The organism is Priestia sp. SRI_019 (assembly GCF_057586255.1).
In genome coordinates this window covers 42,479-58,325 of record NZ_JBYCZN010000010.1, presented here as the reverse complement: position 1 = coordinate 58,325, position 15,847 = coordinate 42,479, and the positions used below count along the sequence as shown (strand labels likewise).

The following is a 15,847-nucleotide window of genomic DNA, read 5'->3' as shown; positions in this document are numbered from 1 at the left end:
ACATTATGTTAACTAAAGTTGTATATGGTATACAAGGTGAAAGAAACTCAATTATTTGATAAAATGGAAATATATTGATTTAAAGAAATTGAAATAACAAAAAGAGAGGACTATATAAATGCTTGGGGAAACCTTTACACTCTTTAGACCGGTTTATTATTTGATAACTATCTTTTTAGTATGTAATTTTGTATATGTAGTTTTTTTAAGCAATAAAATCAAAGCTAATAGTTACATATTATTCAATTCTTTCTTCTTTGTAATAATTGGAGCAATGCTATTATTTCAACAAGGAATAATTGTAGATGAAGCAAACCTAGCTGGAGATCCTGTGATCTTTATTTTGACCATAGTGTTTGGAATTTTATTTATAGCTAGTTTTATCTTCCAAAATACAAAAAAGAGGAAAGCTTAAGCTCTCCTCTTTTTTGTGCCGAGAATGTTGATTATGTTGACTAGAAATGAATAGCATAGGCGAAGCATTTTGAGCTTTATTTTGTATAGTTATTTGTTTTTTTTACGATAATCTCTAAAATAGTAAATTATAAAAATTGAAATAAAGAAACCAATGAAAAGTCCAATAAGACTTTCTATTTGAATATCTTTGTCTCCAATTATTTGACCATAAATTATTCTAAATATAATACCAATAAAAGAGAGTACAGCAGCGATTAGGGTAATACGTAAAAACTTGATAAAAATCACACCTTTTATTAGGTGTATTACCGTTTTTTAACATATTCAAAAGGCTCACAAGTAAAAATTAGTATTTTGAATAGCTAACTCTTCCTAGAGCTCACATTATGGTAACTAATATTAATAAGTAAGGCTATTTATGTTAGAGTGTACATAGAAACATGTATGAGTTTGGAGGCAAAGCCGTGAAACGTGCAATAGGGATATTTCTTATTGCTCAAGCTTTATTAACGTACTTAACTATTAAAATGATGTATACTCCGTTTATCGTTAAAACATTACATAGAGATACTGGGGTTATGACAGTTTCATATAGTTACCCTTTAATGTACTGGTTAATTTGTATAGCTTCGGGCATTATGCTTATAGTGGGAACGTATCTAGTTTTCGCTAAAGAAAAAAAACAGATCTTTAACTAAAGGTCTGTTTTTATTTCTACCGATAATACCGGTTATGTTAACTAGTTCTTTATATCGTATATATTATAAGAATGAAAAAAGAGCTAACTATAGCTCTTTTTCATTCTTACTTAATAGCTCCATTAAGGTTATCTTCTGCTTTTTTCATAGGCTTATATACAAATACGTGTAAAGATAGTCCTATAACTGAGATGATATTTAAAATAATACTCATAATTGGTAATGTCCATTCAAAGAACGTAGGTAAATGTCCATTCATACTTATCGTAGAAGAACTAACTCCTATTATTAAAATGGAAATTAGTAAGGGTAAATTTTTTATCAATGTAAATCCTCCTATACATTTTCACTATTTATATTACCATAAAAAGAAAAAAATGTATTTCTATTAGATTTTCCGATAAGTTACACTATGTAAATTAACTTTACATAGTGTATACAGCTTAAAAAGAGAAAAAGTTACTGAACAGGGATCAGTAACTTTTTCTGTCTTCGTAAGGATTGAAGGATCATTCTAGGATGCCTCAAGGCGTCTTGGATAGTTTATACAAAACTTTAAAAGTTTATGTTTTATTTATTCAACCTTTGGAAATTCATGAGACTTTCTTTGGAGTTTACGTAAATTTCCACGAAAGAATATATCTTGAAATTCATTACATCTAAATGGAATAAGGGGTGATAAATATGGTACACCTACTGATTTTAACTGTACAAGATATAGAATAACAATAGTTGAAACAAGCATAATACTTGGCAAATCAAAGTAATAGCAAGTGAAAAAATATAAAAATCTTAATGAACCTATTCCAGTTTGTCCTCGATAAATAACTAAAGTAGATAGATACACACTCAGTCCTGTTACTACTAGGCTTGCAGGATGGATAAGTTTAGCTGAAACAGACATTTCACCAATAACAATAGTCGCTAACAAAGTGATGATGATAACCGTTCCTTTGGGAGCACGTGTGCCTATATCAATTAATATGCGAAATAAAATAAGTAAAATGGCTATTTCCCAAAACGTAGGTAATAATTCTCCATGATTAAATAGATCTTTTTGGATTTTTTTACTGTATGTATCACTATGGAATTTTTCTAGACCAACATAAATGCCGGGAATAAGAATCGAACCGATAAAGCCAAAATATCGAATAGATCGATTGACCAAACGTCCAGTTTTTAAATGAAAGTCATCTGCAGATTGAAAAAAATCGACAAATAAACTCGGGGCTATAATCGAATAAGGGGATCCGTCTACTAATACAATTACTTTACCTTCTAAGAGAGCTGAAGTCGTTGTGTCCACACGCTCTTTTGTCATAACTAGGTTAACAAAAGTTTTAGGTTTTCCTTCAATAGCATCTTCGACTATTCTTGAAGCTAGTATGTAGTCTACATCTATCTTAGAGATTCGATGCTGTACTTCTTGTAAAATAGATTGATCCACCAAGTGTTTCATATAAATGATAGATATATCTGTTTTTAAATGTGTGCCATATGGCTTTGTATCAATGATTAACTGTGGTGTCTGAATAATACGTCGTATTATATTTATATTGGTAGTTAGATTTTCTGTGAAACCTACTGCTGGTCCTCTTATCGCTCGTTCTCCTAATGTTTCTTCTAACCCTCGCTCTATCCATTTAGTTGTAGGTATCAGCAATCCACTTGTTTCTCCCTCTATAAGAAGAAAGGTATTTCCTTTAACCAAAGCATTTTGAATCTCTTCAACTGACTGAGTTTCTTTCAGAGAAGCAGAATTAACAATAGTCTTTATTTGCTGGATAGATGGATTATCTTCATTAACCGTTTCCCATGTTTGCTGTAAAGGTTCAATAATATATTTTTGTATCTGGTCTTTATCTACAATTGTATTTAAATAAAATATTGTAATTTTATCTTTTAAAATGGTCCTTTTCTCAAAATCGCTTGTGATTTGAAATTGTCTTTCAATTCTCTTTGAAATATTTTGAGAAGGTTTATTTAATGAAGAAGACATTATATTCACCTTTAAATTAGTTTTATTGTTTAATTTGTGCATATTTAACCATTATTATGCGGTGTATATAATCGTTAAGAAAATAAAGCCCTTACCTAATATGAACTAGAATGGAATATTATATATCATTAAGTAGAAAAACTACCCTTTGCCAAAATAGATTGTTTGGCAGGGTAACTTTTCAATTATAGAAATAGTAAGTATACATGTTATACGTTTTTCTTTATTAAACGAGTAGTCTTATGATTCTGAACGTTTGGATACGCAATTCCACCTAGAATGATGATCACACCAATCCATTGCAGGAAGGTGACGGTTTCGTGGAGAACAAGTGTAGACATAATTACGGCCGTTGGTAACTCTGATGCACTTAGAATGGTGCCTAACCTTCCACCTACTTTAGGCATGCCTATATTAAATAAAATAGGTGGAACAAGTGAACCGAAGAATCCAGTAAGAAGACCATACATGAATAGTCCATCTGTAAGCGCACTGTTTATAAGAAATACTGGTGGTAACGAAATAAATATAAGCAATGACGCTCCGGTTGTCATAATAGCGCTTTTATAAATAGGATGCACAGGTATATTTGTGTTCCCACTTATAAAAATAAAGAAAGCAAAGGAGACAGCAGCAAGCATCCCCCAACTGATTCCAGCAAAAGAAAAAATGATGCCCGTTTGCCAAAAGCCAGAAGCAAGGACAGAACCGAGAAGAATAATTATTGTTGAGATGCTGCTTTTTCGACTTGGTGCTTCCTTAGTAAAGACATATTGCAAAACCATACTTATCCATGTAAATTGCAGTAGAAGAATGATAGCAAATGAGGCATTAATATAACTAAGTGCTTGATTGTAAAAAATACCAGTTAGTCCCATCGGCATGCCTCCTATGGCTAAAGTAAGCCATTGTTTACATTTCAAACGTTCTTTTGGAACAAAGATTGTAATAGTCCACAACATGATAGCACCAAAAAAATATTGACTTCCTGTTACTTCACTTAGTCTAAATCCCTCACTGTACCCTAATTTAACAAACGTTGATACGACTCCATAAGAACAACCACCAAGAAAAACAAGTAAAGCATAGTTCAAAATTTTCATTGTTAATTCCTCCATAAAACACAATAAAGCCACCCATCTCAAATATGAGATGGGTGGCGAAAAGTAAAAGAATAAATTCAAACGAAAAATCCACCTGCTGTAAACAGACTTTTACAGCTTTTAGTTATTTTATTAATTTATATTATAGAATTCCCACTCCTAAGTATCAAGCTGAAATTTAGAGACGACGATGGAAGAACGATAATTTCCGGTAATTCGTTTTATGGTAACTAACAATTAATTAAGTCTCTTTATGTTAAACTGTACATAGAAACATGTATGAGTTTGGAGGCAAGGTTATGAAACGTGCAATAGGTGTATTTCTTATTGCTCAAGCTTTATTAACGTACTTAACTATTAATACAATTTATACTCCTAGTACGACTACCATAGTAGATCGAAACACGGGAGTTACGACAGTTTCATATAGTTACCCTTGGGTGTATTGGTTAAGTTTTATCGGTTTGGGTATTGTGCTTATATTGGGAACATATTTAGTTTTTGCTAAGGTAAAGAAGCAGATCTTTAATTAAAGGTCTGCTTCTTTTATCTACCGATAAAGAGGTATTATGTTAACTAGCTTTGTGTATCGTATTCATTTATTTCTCCCTCTTTATAATGTGTTAAAATGTAATTATAAGGAATAAGAGGTGAATATAGTTATGTTTACAGCTTTAGTAGTAACAGCTTCTATTTTAGTTTTAGCTTGGATCGTTGGACAAAGAGAGCAACGCCAATAATTTTATATGTTATCCGTACGAAGAATTGAGATGATTATAAATGAATAAGAGAAATATGTTAGTCAAATCAATGTTTTTGTTAAGTTTAATTTCTGTAATAGTCTTTAGCTTTATTTTAAAGCAGGGGTTAACTGCATTACTTGTATCTGCTATTTTCATTGCATTAGCAGGAATTTTTATGAAAACTAAACCTACAAATAAAGAAAGCAGCTAATTTTATATTGGCTGCTTTCTTTATTTGTTTCCTAGAATTTTGATTATGGTAAATAACTTTGGGTATCTTACATATCTAAAAATAATTAGTTTGTATTTTGGCCCCCGCCATTTAGTCCTTCTTTTATGTATGCATTGACCTGACTATTTGAAAGCAATCCAATATGTCCAATGCCGTAAAGTTGAATATTTCTTGCTCCTTGCAACCTAGAGAGACTATTCACAACAATTTGATCATTGATGCTGTAGATAGATGTATAAAGAATTTTTTGATTAGGGTCTGTACCTGGGAGTGCTGTAGACGAGACTAAACCATTTGCTCCTCCTAACGTCACGACATTTTCAATCTTATTTCCTCCTCCTAAATATTTAATATAGTATAGCGTGTTCGCTCCCCCCATACTATGAGCAACGATATCTACCTTCTTAGCTCCTGTCTCTTTCAACACTTGGTCAATGTATCGAGCAAGTTGAGGTCCATTATTAAAATTGTTTCCTGTCTTATCTAAAAAATCAATAGCATAAAGATTACTACGATCCCATCCTTGAGTAATTAGATAGTTTTTAATAGGGATGAAATTATAAGATGCACCACTGATTCCATGAACTAGAACGACAGGATTGTGTTCTGATTGGGCCTTTGCACTCGAGGGTTGAAATCCTAAAGCTGATAAGATTAGGGATAAGGCAAAAATTGATGTAATAAGTATTTTCTTCATTTTTTATCTCCTCTTCAAGAATATGTAATTAACAACATGTATAAATTATATATAAAAAATCTAATATGGTAAACATATACTTATAAGGAATTTAAAGTTATATAGATTTAATATCTATTACTTGTTTATCATATGACCTATTAAGATACTCAGAAATAAATTAGTGCTTATAATGTTGATTATGTAAATAACAGCTGCATTTTTTATAAACCTGATATTCCAAATGCGATAGCAATAAATAAAAAGATTACAATTGCTATTGCAATAACGGTTAGTACGATCTTTTTCCATGCATTTTTAGGACTTAAAAATGCAAAAATTAATGTCAAAGCTAATCCAATCAATAACCATGTATTAATAATTGTTGATGAGTAATTATTATTTGTAGGAACCATGAAATAAAAGCCAAAAGTCAAAATTAAAAAAGCAAATGAAATTTTACTAAAATGTTTTCTCAATGTGTTATGCCTCGCTTGCTTAATAGTTTATATGAGTCCTAAATAAGTATTCTTAACGATCCTGATGTTACCAGAAAATACATATTTGAACAAGAAAATCTTAAATACGGATAAGCAGTTTTGTGTTAACTAGCTCCATTTGATTTATATTGGTATTATACTTAAACGAAAGAGTAAAATGGAGTGAGGAATATGGGTAAACCTATTATAATTGAGGATTACAATCCTAACTGGATAGTTAAATATGAAGAAGAAAAACGCCATTTAAAAGCTATTATGAAAGATAAAGCTATTGCTATTGAACATGTGGGAAGTACATCTGTCAAAGGATTAGGAGCTAAAGAAATAATAGATATAATGATTGGTGTTCAACATCTAAAAGATGTAGAGAAGTTTATCGAACCTTTAAAAGATATAGGATATGAACATATATCTCATGCACAGTTTCCTAATAGAAGATTTTTCAGAAAAGGATTATGGCGGGCAGGAACTCATCATTTGCATGTATATAAATATGGAAGTAAGGAATGGACTAGTAATCTTTTATTTCGAGACTACCTGAGAACACATCCCTTGGCACTTCAAGAGTATCAACAGTTGAAAAGGAGCTTGGCTGAAAAACATCCTTTTGATAGGATGGCATACACAGAAGCAAAGGCACCGTTCATAACAGACACTATTAAAAAAGCTGAAAATGATAAGAATAATTTATAATGCGTATTACATAAAATCACTTGTAACAAATTGCACTTGATAAAAAAGAAACCTTTGCCCATAGAGGCAAAGGTTTTTCAAATTTATTGGAATAGGGGGAATACTTTAATAGTCTGTCCAACATTATAGATACCTATACTTGTAATCTGTTATTTATTTTTAATAACTGTAATTATGGTAATTAGAATAGCACTCTTACATACCATCAATTAGGAGGGAAAAGCTATGAAGCAATTTGAACTAAGGCGAGTAAAAGACTTGTTAAACATTGATTTAGCGAACCTAATTATAGAAAGTAAAAAGGAAGGTTTTCTTTTTCTAGAGAGATTAATCAATGATTATAAAAATGGAACCAACACCTTCAGTAAGCCAGGAGAATTCTTATATGGTGTATTTAATCAAGAAGGTTCAGTAATTGCTATTGGTGGAATTAATAAAGATCCTTTCTCAACAAATGAACGAATTGGGCGTTTGCGAAGATTTTATGTTTCTAAAGACTATCGAAGAAAAGGTATTGGTAGAAGCTTAGTAACAAGGATATTAAAGGATGCTAGCGAGCACTATGAGATTATAGTTCTCTACACAGACACAGAACATGCCAATAAGTTCTACACTTCGTTAGGATTTATAAAAGATAATAGTGTTTCAAAATCAACGCATTCTCTAAATCTATAAGGTATTAGTACCGAGAACATCCATTATGATAACTAATTATGTATAAGAAATACAATAATAACTCTAAACCAGTAATAATCTTCATTGTGCTCTAATTACCAATATTATGAAATTATAGGAATTAAATAGAGAGGAATGATAGAATGCCATTTGTAGTAGGTTATGGAATTGCCATCATAGGAGCGATGATAGCTTATCAACTAAGCAAGGGAAAAACGAAAAAAAGAAAATACATTGTTTGGGGAATAGCGCTAATGTTGACCATTGCACCATTTTTATCTTTTGCAATTGGTTTAACATACGCAGTTATTGCAGAAAACGGATGGGCAGCCTTAATAATGTGGTATATCTTTCCCGTAATTTTCGTAATAGGACTTATAGTGTTATTGATTGGTATTTTCAAGAAAAAAGAGCAAAGAAAAGAAGCAGATCTTTAATTAAAGGTTTGCTTTTTATTTCACCCAAAATTACTCAATGAAAAGTGGGCTTTTTTTAATGTAAACTAAGCGTTGTCATGTGTATACCAAGGGTTTATCGCTTTATATTGATTAAAACCATACACTAATTATGAAGGAGGCAGCTAAGATGAAACTTGCTGAACAGATTAGAAAGATACGTAAAAACGAAAATCTTTCACAAGAGCAGTTAGGTCAAAAAATGAATGTGACTAGACAAGCAATTTATAAATGGGAAAGTGGAAAAGGATACCCTGACATTCAAAACCTAATAATGCTAAGTGAACTATTTGAAATTAGTCTTGATGAGTTAATAAAGGGAGATCGTTCTTTACAAGGTAAGATCAAAGTGAAAGGAGGAACGGGTATGTTCTCTAATCGTAGTCTTTTATCGGCATTAAACTATTTTAGTTTGTTTTTCGCTCCACTTGTTTTTCCACTTATTACACTGATATTTGGTTATAAGGAAATGAAGAAGCATGGAAAGAGAGCATTTATATCTCATTTAATACCGACTTTAGCCCTTATTGTTATAGCAATCGGTTATTACATATCTGCTAAATTAGCTGGAACAAAGACACCTAATTCTGTATTAGTTAGTGGCTGTACAATTGTAATCTTTCTAATTACGTTTGGTGTTATTGTATGGAACGTAAAAGAAGGTATTAAACAATTAAAAGCATAAATATTAAATCAGGAATGATTAGATTAAATAAACGCACTCACCTTTCATTTAGGCGGGTGCGTTTATTTTTAGATGCTTCTTACAATCCGTTTTATGTAGATTGGCTAACATAGACTTGAATTTTAATAATAAGGATATTCTTTCTTGTTCATGATAACGGAATCCCAAAACCAGTATATGATGGCTGCACCTACTGCAAATATAAGCATTTTACGATAGTCCCATATTGGATCAGACCAATTTCCTTGAAGCTTATAAGAGATATAAAGGAATAGGGTTGCTACGACAGAATAGGTACATAAGTAGAGAATACTAAACTTCTTAGGCCATTTATTTAGAAATAGCTGCAGTGGTACGGCTGCAACAGAATAAGGAATGATTAGAATAAGTGAGATCATAAAAAATGCAATAACATCTCTATAACTAGGCTCAATGATCATAAGAAATATGGAATAAGAGACGCTAGAGCTGATAACTGTTAACGCATGATATGGTAAAAGTTCTTTAAATGTCACTGACTGAACACACCCCTCTTGTCTATTCTACGGATGTATATTATATAAAGATTAAAGTTAGTTAACTTTAGGTTTTTTATTGAGCTTTTTTGATAAATAAAAACAAACTAATCCAGCACCTGCTACTTTACAAAAAGGAATAAATGCATAGAACGGTGCGATTAAAACAATAATGAACAAATAGGCACTTATAGCAAATATGAGCCAACTTGTTATAAGTAAAAAGCTAGATAAAAACTCCTTCATGGACTTCATCCTTTAGAGAAGATTATATTTTTATCATAACAGACATATCCTTCGACAAGGACCTTTTTTGCTGTAATTAGTTTTATGTTAACTAAAAAAGGAAAAATAACATTAGATTATTTGTGTCAGACATTATAACAAAGTTATAGCTTGCTTATATCAGTTTCCGGTAATATAAAACTAGTTGATTGAAGATTCAGAAATCCTTTTTTACATAAAGACAGCACCTAATTATTTAGGTGCTGTCTTTATGCAGATTGGACAGACATTTTAATTAAGAGACAAGGTATAAAAGTCGAAAAGAGTCTGCGTCTGCTCTCCTTCTTCATATTTGAGTTATAACTTTACTTCTAACTCTCTAAGTAGTTGCTTTACTCCCTCACGGCTTAGAATTACTTTTCCTTTTGCAAAGATTAGATTATCTTCGGAAACTTCACCTGTCACTTTACAGGCTAAATTAGGTGAATATTTCTTCAACACAATGTTCTCATTATCTACAAAAATTCCAACAGGTTCGTTCTTTTTAATATTTAATGTTCTTCTTAGTTCAATGGGTAAGACTACTCTTCCCAGGTTGTCTAGTTTCCTAACGATGCCAGTAGCTTTCAATTTAAAACCTCCATAAAATATTACTTACATACCCATTAAGTGTACAATATGCTTTTTATTGTTTTCATTAGTAATATATTACATCTTAGGTGAAGGAAGATATTTCAGTACCATAAAGTTAGGAAGAAAGATTGCATGGAAGAATTATAAAGTAAATTGTTAAATCACTAAATTAGTTTAAACTAATTTAGTGATTAGAAATATAACTTATTCAAGTTATACATAACCTTTATAAAACTAACTTTAGCATATAAGTAAATAGTAAAACATTTTATGAAAATTATTAGTTTTATCATTTACACTAAGTGACGACAAATTGTGAGTTTTTCTAAAAGATAGGTAAATGATAAAACTTATTTTCATAAAAGGTTTTATCATTTACGTATATTAATTAAAAACGTTCGTAAGAGTTGTGTTTTAAATTAAAGGTATTCGAATAGTACTTTTATACTTAAAGGAACATCAGAAACCGTTCGCTAATTTAATTTTATTTTTGTTCGCAACGGTATACTTTCACGAATGATTTTAATAAAGTAATGGAAAGAGAAACAAATAAAAGAGGCTCCTTTTGAAAAAAGGAACCTCTTTTATTTAAATGACAGGCAGTAAAATTGTAGCAAACCATATAGTAATAATTTATCTATCTGGGACAGTTGTTGTAATAACACCAGTCCCATGAGTAGATCCATAACTTACATGAAGAGAGTGACTAGTTTTAATTGCAAAACTACCTGATGTATTAGTCACACGTAAACCTGGTTTAGTTACAAACGGATTTTGCATATAATCGGAAGTGTGAGTCCATATCCATCTACCATATTTATTAGCTGTAGAAGATACATTATTTGTTATGACTGAACCTACCGAAAACGACCAAGGATTACTTGGAACTATACCAGAAAGATTAACGGATACATTGTAGCCAGCATCATCAAAGGGTCCATATGATACAAGTTTTTCTGCACCATAGTTAACATCATTGCGAGTTGTTAATTGATTAATTCTAAAATGTTTCGATTCATATTCATTAAATGAATCAATATCCCATACTGACCCTGTTTTTCCATTTATATTGGCCGACGAAGATTTTCTTAATAAATGTACTGTTGATGTATATGTACCTGCTTGAAGATGAGTAATAGGCTGATAGAATTTAAAAGAATACGTTTTATAATAGCCACCTTTTGGTTGAGAAGCTACTGCCATCGTACTTAAAGAATTAGAAGAAGATTTTGATGACTCACTATTATTATCTCGTTCTAATTGATTAATAAAATTTTCAGAACCATTTTTAATTTCCTTTGTATTTTCCAATGCATCTTTTTTCATTTCAGAAAGTTCTTCATTATTTAACACATTATCTCCATCAACATCTGTGAAATAATATTCCTCATAAAGTTTCCCATCTAATTCAGTTTGATATATTGCGTACAAATGATTGTTTCCCGGTTCTTCTATAACATTGGTATCTATTGGCTTTCCATTATTATGAATGAATTTTGTTTCTATATCATCTTGCGGTACAGTTTTAGATTCTACCTTAGATTTTAATTCGAACTTTTGGTCTTTATTATCTTTAGTATTATCTTGAATCCAACTTGTTTTAACTTCTAATTGTACAGATTCACTAGACAATTCTTTATCCAATGAATTTTGATTACTTACTTCAGCATGAGCTTTTGACAAATCTAAAAGTCCAAATAATGATATAGTTACTGCAATAATAGTAATTTTTTTACAAAATATACCATTTGACTTCACACACATTTACCTCCTTTTAATAACTATAAAGTTAAATAAAAACAAAAATACCATAAAAATGTAATTCCCTTTACCAGTGTACATGTTTTTATGAGTTATGAAAACAGTAAAATAAAAAAACTAGCCTTTTACAGCTAGTTTTTTTATTTTACTGTTTAGTCATTTACTTACTAATACAGCTAACAAGTCAATAATATCATCTATCCTGTATGCTATTATTGCTGTACTTACTGCAGTAACTAACAACAAAAATAATTTGAGAGTCTCTACCAAATCTTTAGCAATTTTATGCATTTAATTCACTCCTTCTGAAACCAGTTTATTTACATATGTACATGGAATAACTTACCGTTTACTCGATAAATTTCCGTTCTAATTATCAAAGAAGTATTTTTCCAACCAACTCTAACATGGTTATTATAAAATATAAATACTTTATTAAATTATAAACTAATTAAATTGGAGTTAATATAGGTTTATAAACACCAATTAATCAAGCTCTTATAATTATTTTTGAGAGAATATGTCCAAAATATATCAATCTTTTAGCCACAAAGTCTTTCTCTATGATAATGCCTGTATCAAGTCTTTTCATCCTATATTAAAAAAAGGGAAGTCTATTATAGTAATATCTAGACTATTCTGCCACAAAATCATCCATTTGTCAGTTTATAGAAGGATGTTATAACTAAAACAGAATCTATAGTATCATCGACTGTCCAACCCCTCAAACAATTGAGAATCAAATAGGAAAAGTAGTTTAAGACTTGATGTTTCTGCGTCCAAGTTATTAATTTAAATCCATTTTTTACAAATTATTCTTCAATACGTTTAACAGTTACATAATGGTATTCTTCCTACTAAATCACTTACTGTTATAATAGTTTTTTCTTTTTTCTATATTCCACCTTTTTATGATAATTTTTTACAATAATTCATTTCTTTAGTATTGATAATTTGCTATAATGAAAAAAGTTGACTTTTAAACCCAAAAAAGTAACAATATAGTTGTTATTGAAGGGGGCTCAATGTAGGTTTTTATATTAATGTTAATTACTTGAGGGTTAAGTTAACAATTTATTATCTACTACATTGAAAAGAGGTAGCCAAGTGCTTAAAAAGTTAAAAAATTCAAAAGGTCTACAAATAGCTTTAGCAGCTGGAATTTTAGGAGCTGTTATCATACCTTCTTCTGTATCAGCATCTGATGATGAATATGGATATTATTTTACTATCAAAACTCTTCAAAAGAACTCATATACTGCATACAAATATAGACAAACGGATGATACACGTAATCCCTGGAAAGTTGGTATGACTTATTCCAATGAGCCCGGTGGAAAGACTATTACTCGATTTTGGATGACAGAATCTAAAACTAAATCTCGAGCAACCAATTCAGTTGATGTGTTAGAGGGATATGAGTACTATAACCCCACATATAAAATAGCTAATAAACACGACGTAGCTTTAACCGCAGAGAATAACAATTACAATACTAATACATACATTGCTGAAGGCTATTGGGACGAAGAAACACGATAGGAATACTAAAATAAAATGCCCTCGTACGAGGGCATTTTATTTTAGTATTTATATATTGTTACTTTTAAAAAGAATGGAGAATAAAATGAAGAGTAATATATTAAGGTTCTATAAGGACAAAAAATCTATATCTATCTTTTGGTTTATCATTTTACTTCCTTGTTTAGATCTAATTTTAGTTAAAGCACAATGGAAACTAGGTTTAAACCCAAATCTTTCGTTTGTATTAACAGGAATGTCCGCCGGACATATACCACAAATTCTTTTGTTTTGGTTCCTGCCAATTTATACATTAATCTTGTGTTCAGATTCCTATATACAAGACGTTAAAACAGGGGTGAATAATTTAATAATTTCTAGAAAAGGAAAAAGAGCTTATTTGCTAAACAATTTTTATAGCTCTTTTCTGATTCCATTTCTAGTGATGTTTATAGCTTTGCTAATCAACTTAATTTTGGCATGGATAGTAAATAGTAATGGACATGAATCTAGTGGTCTATTGGAAATGAATAATCCTAAAAATGAATTATTTAGTTTTAGTCAGCAACATCCTTTATTAATAAATGTTATTTTTTTAATAAACGTTAGTTTCTTTACAGGATTGGCAGGGTTATTAGGATTAAGTATCTCCATGATATTTCCGGATCGTAAGTATACATATCCCTTAGCCTTTTTTATATGGTTTATTCTTGTAGCTCTTCCCAATCATACTATAACTATGGTCATGCAGCCGTTTACAGAATACGATTATAACTATGTAATTTCTTCGTGGCTTTTTAATTTTATTATCCTTTTTATCATTACTATTGTGGCTTATATTTATAAGGAGAAAACAGATGAATTATAGTAATAAATCTCTTTTTATTGTTTCTTTCTTATTGCTTACCCTATTTTTAGCTTTCTTCTGGGTTATGCAAAATAGTACGTTTATTAATACAGTACAAAAAGATGTATTAGTATATATGAATAGCAGTTGGCAAGGCTTTAACTCTCAGCGTGCCTATGCAATTTATTATACTTTACTTTTTCTCTTGTTTATGAACTTAGGATTAAGGAAGGAAGAACCTTCTTTTGTAGTTTTACATAAAAGTCGAACAGATTTCTATGTAAAACGATCAGTACATATTTTAATGTCAGCTTTCTGGTTCTCTTTATCTATTTCAATAATAAATATCCTTTTGACCATTATTTTTATAGAACACTCGTTATTAATGAAAGAAAGGTTCTATTTAATAACATTCTTAAACGAAATATCTATTTTTTTCTTTTTTAGTTGGATTGGTATATTGGAGAAAATTATTGAGGACAAAATACATTCTTATGTTTTAGGGGTAATGGTTACGTTCATTTTAATTAGTTCTACTTATTTTTTAAGAGATTATTTACCATGGCTACCAATTAAAGATATCCGTTTATATGAAGGATTTTTAACAAAAACTTGGGACATTTATGATGCTCTATTCGTTTATTTAAAGCAATTAGGACTTCTGGTAGCCATCTTGATTTTAGGACATATTATTTTTAAGGAAAAGGATATTATCTTTTATGAGAAATAATATGAGGAATTTCATACTGATTTTTTCATGTGTTTTCCAGAGTTATAGCTTTGTTACTTTTTTCTCCTCTTTTTATAATCAATGGGGACATATACCTTCGTATTTGATAGCAATACCTACTGAAACATCATATCCTTTGATGATCATGTGGTACATCGTATTTTCCAGTGTAAGTTTATATTTTTCAGGAGACTTATACGATAGAATACATGGTTTTGGGAAATACATATTGGTGCGTAACTATAATAAGAAGATGTTTTTGCTAAGATTTATGGGATCAATTGCTATCAAAATAATATTTATTTTAATAATACAAACTTCTATTTACTACTTAACTATGTTATTTATTGATCATGATTTACATTCTATAGAATGGCTTTTACTGTTCAAAAGTTTGTTAATTTATTATATAACAATGCTTACTTTAATATTGCTTCAAATAGGATTAGAGCTATATATATCACCACAAATAGCTTTTTTAATTGTAAATATTTACGTAGTATTTTCTATCTTATTAGCAGGATTAATTTTTGATTATAGGGCTTATAAATATTTGTTATACTTCTTAATACCGAACTTTATGATGGGACTAAGAACGGATATTATCAATCAACAAGACTTTATTATAGAGCTTAATTATGCAATTCCTCTTCTAGTGTTGTATATATCTACTATAATCTGTCTCTCTTTGCAAAAGATAATGAAAAAAGACTTCTATTAACTTTTTAACCGGAGGAAT

Annotated in this window: 20 protein-coding genes; 11 read left to right on the top strand and 9 right to left on the bottom strand. The window is 30.2% G+C overall.

All coding sequences use genetic code 11. The features are described 5' to 3' along the window. Window positions 1–118 precede the first annotated feature (118 nt). Entirely contained in the window at window positions 119–415 is a 297-nt protein-coding gene (locus AC2YJL_RS26085) for a hypothetical protein (protein ID WP_487375076.1), read from the top strand. 466 nt (window positions 416–881) lie between these two features. Further along, on the top strand, window positions 882–1,115 hold the full coding sequence (locus AC2YJL_RS26080; RefSeq protein WP_098334663.1) for a hypothetical protein: 234 nt from the start codon (window positions 882–884) through the stop codon (window positions 1,113–1,115). A gap of 106 nt (window positions 1,116–1,221) precedes the next feature. Here the strand turns inward: AC2YJL_RS26080 and AC2YJL_RS26075 are convergent, their stop codons facing one another. From AC2YJL_RS26075 to AC2YJL_RS26065, 3 genes are all read right to left on the bottom strand, one after another. Further along, window positions 1,222–1,440: a hypothetical protein gene (locus tag AC2YJL_RS26075; protein ID WP_487375075.1), complete on the bottom strand. Its 219-nt coding sequence runs from the start codon at window positions 1,438–1,440 to the stop codon at window positions 1,222–1,224. Between the two features lie 249 nt (window positions 1,441–1,689). Then, window positions 1,690–3,114 carry a spore germination protein gene (locus AC2YJL_RS26070; protein WP_487375074.1) on the bottom strand — a complete coding sequence of 475 codons (1,425 nt, stop codon included), beginning with the start codon at window positions 3,112–3,114 and terminating at the stop codon, window positions 1,690–1,692. 209 nt (window positions 3,115–3,323) lie between these two features. Then, window positions 3,324–4,217, bottom strand: coding sequence for an EamA family transporter (locus AC2YJL_RS26065; protein WP_487375073.1), 894 nt, complete (start codon window positions 4,215–4,217; stop codon window positions 3,324–3,326). 299 nt (window positions 4,218–4,516) lie between these two features. Here AC2YJL_RS26065 and AC2YJL_RS26060 point away from each other — a divergent pair, with 299 nt between their 5' ends. Beyond that, window positions 4,517–4,750 (top strand): hypothetical protein, encoded by a 234-nt coding sequence (locus AC2YJL_RS26060; RefSeq protein ID WP_230932865.1) that lies wholly within the window; start codon window positions 4,517–4,519, stop codon window positions 4,748–4,750. 506 nt (window positions 4,751–5,256) lie between these two features. Here the strand turns inward: AC2YJL_RS26060 and AC2YJL_RS26055 are convergent. Continuing rightward, window positions 5,257–5,889 (bottom strand): esterase/lipase family protein, encoded by a 633-nt coding sequence (locus AC2YJL_RS26055; protein ID WP_195694697.1) that lies wholly within the window; start codon window positions 5,887–5,889, stop codon window positions 5,257–5,259. 203 nt (window positions 5,890–6,092) lie between these two features. Then, complete coding sequence (locus tag AC2YJL_RS26050; protein WP_487375072.1) at window positions 6,093–6,347, bottom strand: hypothetical protein; 255 nt, start codon at window positions 6,345–6,347, stop codon at window positions 6,093–6,095. A 192-nt stretch (window positions 6,348–6,539) separates the two neighbouring features. Here AC2YJL_RS26050 and AC2YJL_RS26045 point away from each other — a divergent pair, with 192 nt between their 5' ends. The 4 genes from AC2YJL_RS26045 to AC2YJL_RS26030 all read left to right on the top strand — a co-directional run bounded on the left by AC2YJL_RS26045 (window position 6,540) and on the right by AC2YJL_RS26030 (window position 8,876). Beyond that, on the top strand, window positions 6,540–7,061 hold the full coding sequence (locus AC2YJL_RS26045) for a GrpB family protein (protein WP_487375071.1): 522 nt from the start codon (window positions 6,540–6,542) through the stop codon (window positions 7,059–7,061). 225 nt (window positions 7,062–7,286) lie between these two features. Then, complete coding sequence (locus AC2YJL_RS26040) at window positions 7,287–7,736, top strand: GNAT family N-acetyltransferase (RefSeq protein WP_487375070.1); 450 nt, start codon at window positions 7,287–7,289, stop codon at window positions 7,734–7,736. Window positions 7,737–7,879: 143 nt separating this feature from the next. Next, window positions 7,880–8,173 carry a hypothetical protein gene (locus AC2YJL_RS26035; protein ID WP_377253892.1) on the top strand — a complete coding sequence of 98 codons (294 nt, stop codon included), beginning with the start codon at window positions 7,880–7,882 and terminating at the stop codon, window positions 8,171–8,173. Between the two features lie 148 nt (window positions 8,174–8,321). Continuing rightward, window positions 8,322–8,876 (top strand): helix-turn-helix domain-containing protein, encoded by a 555-nt coding sequence (locus tag AC2YJL_RS26030; protein ID WP_487375069.1) that lies wholly within the window; start codon window positions 8,322–8,324, stop codon window positions 8,874–8,876. Window positions 8,877–8,998: 122 nt separating this feature from the next. Here the strand turns inward: AC2YJL_RS26030 and AC2YJL_RS26025 are convergent, their stop codons facing one another. From AC2YJL_RS26025 to AC2YJL_RS26010, 4 genes are all read right to left on the bottom strand, one after another. Continuing rightward, complete coding sequence (locus AC2YJL_RS26025) at window positions 8,999–9,391, bottom strand: UPF0715 family protein (RefSeq protein WP_487375068.1); 393 nt, start codon at window positions 9,389–9,391, stop codon at window positions 8,999–9,001. A gap of 582 nt (window positions 9,392–9,973) precedes the next feature. Beyond that, window positions 9,974–10,246 (bottom strand): AbrB/MazE/SpoVT family DNA-binding domain-containing protein, encoded by a 273-nt coding sequence (locus tag AC2YJL_RS26020; protein WP_487375067.1) that lies wholly within the window; start codon window positions 10,244–10,246, stop codon window positions 9,974–9,976. Between the two features lie 636 nt (window positions 10,247–10,882). Further along, window positions 10,883–12,007 carry a hypothetical protein gene (locus AC2YJL_RS26015; RefSeq protein WP_369361763.1) on the bottom strand — a complete coding sequence of 375 codons (1,125 nt, stop codon included), beginning with the start codon at window positions 12,005–12,007 and terminating at the stop codon, window positions 10,883–10,885. Window positions 12,008–12,166: 159 nt separating this feature from the next. After that, the gene (locus tag AC2YJL_RS26010; RefSeq protein ID WP_274583246.1) at window positions 12,167–12,301 is read right to left on the bottom strand and encodes a hypothetical protein; all 135 of its coding nucleotides are present in this window, start codon (window positions 12,299–12,301) and stop codon (window positions 12,167–12,169) included. A gap of 816 nt (window positions 12,302–13,117) precedes the next feature. On the opposite strand from AC2YJL_RS26010, the gene AC2YJL_RS26005 reads away from it, so the two are divergent. From AC2YJL_RS26005 to AC2YJL_RS25990, 4 genes are all read left to right on the top strand, one after another. Further along, a complete protein-coding gene (locus tag AC2YJL_RS26005; protein ID WP_369361762.1) occupies window positions 13,118–13,552 on the top strand; it encodes a DUF2712 domain-containing protein in 435 nt (144 codons plus the stop codon). 85 nt (window positions 13,553–13,637) lie between these two features. Continuing rightward, entirely contained in the window at window positions 13,638–14,399 is a 762-nt protein-coding gene (locus AC2YJL_RS26000) for a DUF2705 family protein (RefSeq protein WP_369361761.1), read from the top strand. After that, window positions 14,389–15,108, top strand: coding sequence for a WxPxxD family membrane protein (locus tag AC2YJL_RS25995; protein WP_369361760.1), 720 nt, complete (start codon window positions 14,389–14,391; stop codon window positions 15,106–15,108). The genes AC2YJL_RS26000 and AC2YJL_RS25995 overlap by 11 nt, the downstream gene beginning before the upstream one ends. After that, window positions 15,098–15,829, top strand: a complete 732-nt coding sequence (locus tag AC2YJL_RS25990) for a DUF2705 family protein (protein WP_369361759.1) — start codon at window positions 15,098–15,100, stop codon at window positions 15,827–15,829. The genes AC2YJL_RS25995 and AC2YJL_RS25990 overlap by 11 nt, the downstream gene beginning before the upstream one ends. Window positions 15,830–15,847 lie beyond the last annotated feature (18 nt).